An 8,455-nucleotide genomic window follows, 5' to 3' on the forward strand; every position below is an offset into this window, starting at 1 on the left:
TGAATACGCAATTGTCTATGTGTACCGTTAGCAATACGTGATAGAGCAGCTAAAGGCTCACCTTGTGACCCTGTACATAGAATCATCACTTCATTTGCAGGAAAATGATTTATACTTTGGGCATCGATAAATATTTCTTTTGATGCATTTATATAACCTAGCTCGTGACCAATTCTAATAGCATTATCCATTGAACGCCCAAAAACTGCTATTTTCCGTCCATATTTAACAGCGGCATCTGTTGCCTGTTGTACTCTGTAGATATTTGAAGCAAATGTCGCAAATATAATCCGCCCCTCTAAGTTAGCGAAGATTTCATCAATACTTTTACTTACAATACGTTCTGACATACTGAAATGTGGTTTTTCTGCATTTGTACTGTCAGACAATAAGCATAATACACCTGCACGTCCTATTTCAGCCATCTTTGTCAGGTTAGCAGGTTCGCCAACAGGGGTGAAATCAAACTTAAAGTCTCCTGTATGAACAATGTTCCCCTGTGGAGTTTTCACAACAACACCAAATGCATCGGGAATACTATGTGTTGTGCTAAAAAAACTTACAGATGTTTTATTAAATTTAATGATATCTTCTTCTTTTATTTCAATCATTTTTGTGGTACGCAATAGTCCATGCTCTTTTAATTTATTTTGAAGAAGTCCTAATGCTAACTTTCCACCATATACTGGCACATTCACCTGACGTAAAAGGTAAGGGATGCCACCAATATGATCCTCATGCCCATGTGTTATAAATAGACCTTTAATTTTTTCTATATTACTTGTTAAATAGGTATAATCCGGTATGACATAATCTATCCCTAAGAGTTCATCTTGTGGAAATTTTATACCGGCATCAATTAGAATAATTTCATCTTGGAATTGAACACCATACGTGTTTTTCCCTATTTCACCGAGTCCACCGAGTGCGAACACAGCTACTTGTTCATTTTTTACAATCTTCATTTTTATATAATTCACCTCAATATATATTTCACATGCTGTACTCATATTGATAGCTAAGATTTTTAAACAAAATAATGCTTTGAATCTGTTGTTTTGATTAGAATCGTTATAAGAGTTATAATTCCACCTACAACAAGCAATATCTGGCTTATCGTTAAAATTGCTTGTTGTAAATTTTTGCGAATATTCCCACTCAAAAAATACTCGTATTTCATACTCCATTACTGAAAAAAATAAAGCTAAACAAGTCATTTTTTTGTGTAATCTATTAACTTGATTAAAATGACTGGTCGTTTCTCAATATTTGAAAAAAGTGGCTCCTTAGTTTAACTCCACCATTTCTGTAATTAAAAAACCGAAATTTAAAATTTCGGTTTCATTTTACAAAGATATAACTTCTGATTATTTCACAATTAATGCTGGACAATGGACGCGCTTCATTACTTTATGACTAACACTTCCAATCACCATTTCTTGCAAACCATTTAATCCACGACTACCAATGACTACTAAATCCACTTGCTTTTCATTGGCATACTTAATAATCTCTGGTCCTGGTGTACCATGTAAAATGGTTACCTTATAAGAAACATTGCTATTTATTAATTCTTGTTCTATATTTTGTATCTTCTTTCGACGTTCAATCATCAGTGCCTCAGCAGAAGTTGCATGTAAAACATCTGATTTAGCCTTTTCAAAGTCAGCTACATAAACTACATCAATAATGGATTCATTTGATAGGCCTGCAATTTTAACTGCTTCTTTTGCAGCACGCACGGCATTTGTAGAGCCGTCTGCTGCTAGTAAAATGTGTTTATACATATTTTTTCCCCCTTAATGTGAAGACGATATACCATCTAATTGCTGAACAATTTTCTGACTGAGTGGATCAAGCCCAATTACTTCTGTTTTGATGTCTCTTTCTCTCAACATATCTTTTACTTTAACTAATGCTGCCACCCCTGAATCGTCCCAAATACGACTATTTGAGAAGTCAATAATGATCTCTCTCTCTTTTATATCAGCTGATTTAAAGTAGTTGACGAAACCATCAGTAGAAGCAAAGAATAATTGACCTTTTACAATATAATGTGAACCTGGCTTTGAAACTTTTACCGTAGATATTTTTACAACGAAGAAAATCGCACTTAAAAGGACTCCTGCAATAACACCTTTTGATAAATCATGTGTCCATACGACAATGACAACCGTTGCTAACATAACAATTGCATCGGTGCGTGGTGCTTTCGCCAAATATTTGAATGAACTCCAGTCAAATGTACCGATACTCACCATAATCATAATCCCTACTAACACAGACATTGGGATTTGTACAACCAAATCTCCTAACACAATGATCAGGAAGATTAAAAAGACGCCAGCAACTAGGGCTGATAATCGTCCTCGACCACCAGATTTTACATTAATAACAGATTGTCCAATCATCGCACAACCTGCCATACCACCAAAGAACCCTGTAATAAAGTTAGCAATTCCTTGACCACGAGCTTCTTTGTTTTTATTACTTTCTGTTCCTGTCATATCATCCACGATTTGCGCTGTTAATAATGACTCTAGTAACCCGACAATTGCTAATGCAAGTGAATAGGGAAAGATAATTTGAAACGTCTCAAGGTTAAATGGAACATTTGGAATTAGAAAAGATGGTAGTGACTTTGTAATATTTCCTAAATCTCCAATTGTTCGTAATTCAAAACCACTAAAAATTGCTACAGCTGTTAAAATTACAATAGCAACAAGTGGGGCTGGTATTACCTTCACAAAACGTGGTAAGGTATACACAATAACTAACGTAATCCCAACGAATACATATGTCATTGTTGAAATACCAATAAAATGTGGTACTTGCGCCATAAAGATCAGAATCGCTAGTGCGTTTACGAAACCAATCATCACGGCATTTGGGATAAACTTCATAACCTTTGCGACTTTAAAGACGCCAAAAAGAATCTGAATAACCCCTGTTAATATTGTAGCAGCTAATAAATACTCTACTCCGTGATTTTTTACAAGTGGCACCATTAATAATGCCATGGCACCTGTAGCTCCTGAAATCATTCCTGGGCGACCGCCGACAAATGCAATGATAACAGCGATACAAAATGATGCGTATAACCCAACCATTGGATCAACACCTGCAATAATGGAAAAGGCAATTGCTTCAGGAATTAGCGCCAGTGCTACGACAATTCCAGATAGGATGTCCCCACGCACATTACCAAACCATTGTTGTTTTAAACTTTGCATGATAATCTCCTTTTCTTTTTAAAATTCTTAGATTATCATAACACTTTCATTCCCAAAAAGTAACCCTTTTGAGACTATAAAGGAGAGATAATATGATATATGGATATAAACGCCCGCTATATAATGACCAAAAATGTGAAAATCAATTAATAACTGATGCTAGTTCCTTTGATAAAATATTTGAAGAATCTCATGGTATGTCAAAAAAGCGATTGCAACTTGAAGCATTACTTATGTGTTTACAACAGGGAGATAAAATCTATGTACAAAGCTTTTTTGCGATTGCTGATTCGATTAGACATCTCTTGGAAATAATAAAGATTTGCGAAAAGGATGGAGTAATTATTTACTTTATGAAAGAAAAAGTGAACAGTCGTGATCTATTGGCATGTTCATTTCAAGAAATACTTCATCATATCATTGAGTTTCAAACAGATGTAGCACGACATTCCACATTAATTGGTATGACTCGTGCAAAAGAAAATGGAAAACCGATTGGAAGACCTAAGAAAACAGATGAAAATATTGAAAATGCAATTTCCATGTATCATTCTGGAAGTTTTACTTTAGAAGATATTAAAACAAAAACAGGAATTAGTAAATCTACGTTATATCGATACCTTGAAGGTATGAATTATAAGAGGTGACAAAATAAAGAACTCCTACAACCATACCCCATAAAAGTTAGAAATCTCATAACTTTTATGGGGGTGATTTGATAAAACATACTAGTGAACAAAATATAAACAGTCCAATCATTGTAATATTAAAGAGCGAGGAAAGGAAATTACTTTACAATTAACGCAGGACATTTTACTCGTTTCATTACTTTATGACTAACACTTCCTAGGACCATTTCTTGCAAAGCATTAAGTCCACGGCTACCAATTACAACTAAATCAACTTGTTGCTCATTTGCATATTTTACAATCTCAGGTCCTGGATTTCCCCTTAAAATGGTCGTTTGGTAGTTTACTTTTGCTTCATTGAGAAATTTAAGTACTTTTGAATTTTTTTTACGTCTTTCCAGATCTAATGCTTCAGCTGAGCTTGAATGTAATACGTCAGATTTAGATTTTTCAAAATCTGCCACATAAACAACATCAATTAGTGAATCTTCATTACAAGTAACCACTTTAACAGCTTCCTTTGCTGCACGGACTGCGTTATCAGAACCGTCTGAAGCGAGTAGAATATGTTTGTACATTAGAATCCCCCCATAATGTTATATAACCTCTAGTTTATCCATAATATGTTTTTTTTATAGAATCTATTTCAAAAAATATAACCTTACTTCAGCTTTTTTTATAAATAAACAACTCATATGCAGAATAAACAATAACAGAAAAGAGGGAGATGCCTCTCAAAGATAAATGGTGAAAAAGCTATAGTAGGAAATCCAATTAATAATAATTAGTAGTTAATCTCTTAGTGAATCAAAAATACCTTAAAGGTGCTGCATAATACAAAAATGTTAACAAAATTGTTCAAAAAATCTTTTATTGTAACGTTATAACACAGAATTCTTATGTTCCCTTTCATTTGTTTAGATATCGATTTTAACTTGTATGTTCATCTACTTTAAATATTTTCATATACTTTTCCCAAGTCTTTTTTTAATTGAATTTGCAATTGTTCCTTTTCTTGTTCTAGGGTTGCAATTTTTCCATTTAAATTTTCTATTTTATTCTTTAAAGCCTTAATGATAACATCTTTGGATGTTTCAGATACATTTCTTTTATAACTTTTAACAGAAGATAAACCTTCTTGCTGCTTACGAAGATAATCTATCCGATTTCTTATTGTCTGTTCTTTATAGAGAAATGTCTTTGACACATTTGCAACATGAGATACTGAATTAAAATTAATATTTATTTTTTCTTTTAACATTTTTTTTATTGCAGTTTCAACTTTTTCTTTTGCTTGCAGTTTTTTCTCTAGTGCATGCGATAATAAACCTTCTATATTAGGATTATTATTTACCATTGGTTTCACGCTCATTTCCTATGTATTCACGTTTGTGCTTTGGCAAACCTAAAATACCCGTTCCATATTGAATAGAATCTCTAATTTCTCTATATTTGTTTAATTTCGGTTCTATTAGTTCTAATGATCGTGTACGGCCATTTTTTTTATAAATTTCTATATCAGCCTCCATTTTTGATATTTGATCATTATAATAACTAATAAATGTTTGATCAACATGAAAACTTCTACATCCGTTTTTAATACAAGGCGGTTCTAGAGTTTGTTCTAAAAAATCACAACTTAATTTAGGACTCTTAATACAAAAACCATGATCTAAACGAATAGAATCCATATTATGTCTGATCCATTCTAGTTCTAATCCGTTCTCTTCAACTTGTTCGCTAAGAACTGCCTCTACAATTGCTCCTTTTTCATCTATCCTAATAGAGCTTTGAACCCTTTCCCATTCCTTACGTAGAGTACTATCTAAGATTTTTGCATAGGTAAGGGTCATTTCAGGACTTGTATGAGCCATTAATTTTTGCACATGAAGGATATTCATTCCATTGTTGAGTAAATTCATTCCATATCGGTGTCTAAAAGCGTGATTTTTAAAATAATAAACCTCTCCATGCTTATCTAAAATTTTACACTTTTCTGCTAAACTATTTAATTCGTTTGTTACTTTCCTTTGAGAATAAGCCTTCCCTTTATTTTTTCCAAACGGCACTGGAAATAGAAATTTATTTGGATTGCTTTTTGTTTTTAAATAATCTTTTGTTTTTTCTTGCTGTATTTTCACAATAGCTACTATTTCTTCAGAAATAGGGACAATATGATTTTCTAACCTTACTTTTCTTTGGTCTCCGATCAACCACCAACCATCATTTTTATATAGCAAACAATCATAGCTAAGTTGGCAAACATCAGATACTCTAAATCCTGTCGCTTCCATCAATAGAACTATTCTTGCTACTTCAGAGTCTAGCATATGAAGATTTTCTTGAACTTGCTCCCATACATAGTCTGGAATATGTTTAATATGATCTTCATAAATTTTGTGCCTACGTTTTGGGAAATCCTCTGGATAGATCAACATATGTAGAGGTGTAACTGGTGCTTCATCCCAATTGTAATCCTGTAAGTACTCTATAAATCTTTTAACATTTGAAATACACTCCAAAACATGCCGATCATTAGGAACTCTATTTTTTACATAACTTCTTCCCCCCATTTCAGCATTTCGAACATAAAGCAGAAAATCTTCAACATTTTTACGATTAAGATTATTTAAATCTTTCCAATCAGGAAATTCTTTTACTATAAAGTCAAAGAATAAGTACATCTTTTTTAGTATATTCTGAGCAGTAGCATAAGTAATTTTTTGTTGTATAAGTAAATTTTGGTGCATATATTTTTTTACAAGCTCACGAAATGGTTTTTTGATATTTTCAAAATTAATATATTTATCTCTTCGTGACATGTTATATATAATTCCTAATTTTTCTACATTCCATCTGTCTTTTTCATATTCTGGTCTTTTATCATAAAAATCGACTAAAAATAAATAAAAAGCTTTAAGAGTATTTATATAAATCGATGTTCTCTCTCTTCCTTTTCTTAATCTAACTAATGGTTTTCCAGACAAAACTAAATACTGTTTATATTTTAATTGAATCTCTTCATAAGAAATTTCTGTTAGGGATTTAATTTTCGGATACTCTTTCTCTAAAAAAAGAACAATCAACTTGATATATGGATATGTACAATAAATAAATGATGACATTTTCCACCATTCATTTTTCAATCCAAAACTTGAATAATACTTTACTTCGGCTTTAATATAAATGTTTTTGATATAGCTAAAACTCACTGCTTTTCTATCACTTACATTCCCAAGACAATCTTTATATGGAAAATCCTTTATTTTCCATACATCTAGTTTCCAATAACCCTCTAATAATTCTTCCGTTTCTATTTTTGATTTTAATGAGGTAATAGAATTGATATTCATACATCTTCATCCCTTTTACTTTGGACTTTTTCCCAACTTCTTCTTACCGTTTCATCGGTAGGGTGTATATACATATCCATAGTTGTTTGAACATGGTTATGACCCAATAATTTTTGGATTATTGATACTTCGACTCCCTCGTCATGAAGATTGGTAGCGAATGAATGGCGAAGCATGTGGGCTGTAAAATCAACTCCTGTTTTTTTATTAATTCTTTTAATTAACGCTTGTAGTGTCCAATATTTAACTGGCTGTCCTTTATTTTTACCCCTTAGGTTAAAAAACACATGGTTTGTATCAATTTCATCTGTATGATAATCAATAATATAATCTTGAAATTGATTCATCGTTTCTTTAGAAATATAAACTTTACGCTTTTCACCGGCTTTAGTTTTAGATTTACGCACAATAATACTATTTTCATTAATATTAAAATCTTCAATCCATAAGCTTAACAATTCTGATGCTCTCACACCACTTTCATACATTATACGTATCATTAACTCATCTCTAATATTATTGCAGGCTAGATGAACCTCCTTTGCTTGTTCTTTTGTTAAAGTTTTTATTATCCTACGTGGCTCTTTAATTTTTAAAATATTTTTGAATGTTACATTGGGATTTATATGGTCTAGAAAACCCTTAAATCTCCTGCTCTTTACTTTCATACTCTTAATGACATTACCTTTTATATCCTTATATATTTGATTACTTCTATATAAATAATCATAGAAATCAATTACACAATTAATAATTAAATTAATTGTGCTTTCACTTCTTTTAGATAGATTATTGTCATCTTTCTTTATTAAAATTCGGACATTATCTTTATTTTCTGAACACCTGAGCCAACTGATAAAACTTGATAATAAATTTAAATCTACATCATTTAAATTTTTATTTTTAATGATTAGATATTCCCAATATAGTTTAAGATGATAGCAATACGTTTTAAGAGTATTTGGAGCTTTACCTAAGTTATCTTTATACTTTATATACTTCATAATGGGCTCAATAGGTTTTCCATTTTTGTTTAAGACTATCCATCTTTTTTCTCCTGAATTAATTATTATCTCATATACTTTAGTCACATTATCCCCTCCTAATAACTTCATTCATTAATTACGTTGAATACTATAATTTTTTACTATTTTTATGTAATAAACAACAATAAAAAAATAAGGTAGGATGTATCATTAAATACTATACATCCTACCTATAATTATACTATTGATTACAT

8 protein-coding genes are annotated in these 8,455 nt (G+C 31.5%); 1 reads left to right on the forward strand and 7 read right to left on the reverse strand.

The window, feature by feature from the left end; genetic code table 11:
* The 3 genes from CD31_RS00565 to CD31_RS00575 form a co-directional block, all read right to left on the reverse strand.
* Positions 1 to 965 (reverse strand): ribonuclease J (locus tag CD31_RS00565; RefSeq protein ID WP_036074930.1); only part of this gene is annotated, 965 nt, incomplete at its 3' end.
* Positions 966 to 1,367: 402 nt separating this feature from the next.
* A complete protein-coding gene (locus CD31_RS00570) occupies positions 1,368 to 1,787 on the reverse strand; it encodes a universal stress protein (protein ID WP_036074933.1) in 420 nt (139 codons plus the stop codon).
* 12 nt (positions 1,788 to 1,799) lie between these two features.
* Positions 1,800 to 3,233 (reverse strand): SulP family inorganic anion transporter, encoded by a 1,434-nt coding sequence (locus tag CD31_RS00575; protein WP_284705970.1) that lies wholly within the window; start codon positions 3,231 to 3,233, stop codon positions 1,800 to 1,802.
* 92 nt (positions 3,234 to 3,325) lie between these two features.
* Between CD31_RS00575 and CD31_RS00580 the strand changes: the two genes are divergently transcribed.
* Positions 3,326 to 3,880 (forward strand): recombinase family protein, encoded by a 555-nt coding sequence (locus CD31_RS00580; RefSeq protein ID WP_036074938.1) that lies wholly within the window; start codon positions 3,326 to 3,328, stop codon positions 3,878 to 3,880.
* A gap of 140 nt (positions 3,881 to 4,020) precedes the next feature.
* Here CD31_RS00580 and CD31_RS00585 read toward each other — a convergent pair whose 3' ends face one another.
* The 4 genes from CD31_RS00585 to CD31_RS00600 form a co-directional block, all read right to left on the reverse strand.
* Positions 4,021 to 4,440 (reverse strand): universal stress protein, encoded by a 420-nt coding sequence (locus CD31_RS00585; protein WP_036074941.1) that lies wholly within the window; start codon positions 4,438 to 4,440, stop codon positions 4,021 to 4,023.
* 374 nt (positions 4,441 to 4,814) lie between these two features.
* On the reverse strand, positions 4,815 to 5,219 hold the full coding sequence (locus tag CD31_RS00590; protein ID WP_036074943.1) for a DUF6262 family protein: 405 nt from the start codon (positions 5,217 to 5,219) through the stop codon (positions 4,815 to 4,817).
* A complete protein-coding gene (locus CD31_RS00595; RefSeq protein WP_036074944.1) occupies positions 5,209 to 7,215 on the reverse strand; it encodes a tyrosine-type recombinase/integrase in 2,007 nt (668 codons plus the stop codon). The genes CD31_RS00590 and CD31_RS00595 overlap by 11 nt, the downstream gene beginning before the upstream one ends.
* Positions 7,212 to 8,306: a tyrosine-type recombinase/integrase gene (locus CD31_RS00600; RefSeq protein WP_036074946.1), complete on the reverse strand. Its 1,095-nt coding sequence runs from the start codon at positions 8,304 to 8,306 to the stop codon at positions 7,212 to 7,214. Before CD31_RS00600 ends, CD31_RS00595 begins: the two co-directional genes overlap by 4 nt.
* Between the last annotated feature and the right edge of the window lie 149 nt (positions 8,307 to 8,455).

Origin of the sequence: Lysinibacillus boronitolerans JCM 21713 = 10a = NBRC 103108, from assembly GCF_000772935.1 — a bacterium.
Taxonomy (GTDB): domain Bacteria; phylum Bacillota; class Bacilli; order Bacillales_A; family Planococcaceae; genus Lysinibacillus; species Lysinibacillus boronitolerans.

What these genes read in the sequence shown, in the direction of transcription:
- CD31_RS00570 (WP_036074933.1), bottom strand. Translation starts at nt 1,787, where the DNA reads ATGTATAAACACATTTTACTAGCAGCAGACGGCTCTACAAATGCCGTG.
- CD31_RS00580 (WP_036074938.1), top strand. Translation starts at nt 3,326, where the DNA reads ATGATATATGGATATAAACGCCCGCTATATAATGACCAAAAATGTGAA.
- CD31_RS00595 (WP_036074944.1), bottom strand. Translation starts at nt 7,215, where the DNA reads ATGAATATCAATTCTATTACCTCATTAAAATCAAAAATAGAAACGGAA.
- CD31_RS00585 (WP_036074941.1), bottom strand. Translation starts at nt 4,440, where the DNA reads ATGTACAAACATATTCTACTCGCTTCAGACGGTTCTGATAACGCAGTC.
- CD31_RS00590 (WP_036074943.1), bottom strand. Translation starts at nt 5,219, where the DNA reads ATGGTAAATAATAATCCTAATATAGAAGGTTTATTATCGCATGCACTA.
- CD31_RS00575 (WP_284705970.1), bottom strand. Translation starts at nt 3,233, where the DNA reads ATGCAAAGTTTAAAACAACAATGGTTTGGTAATGTGCGTGGGGACATC.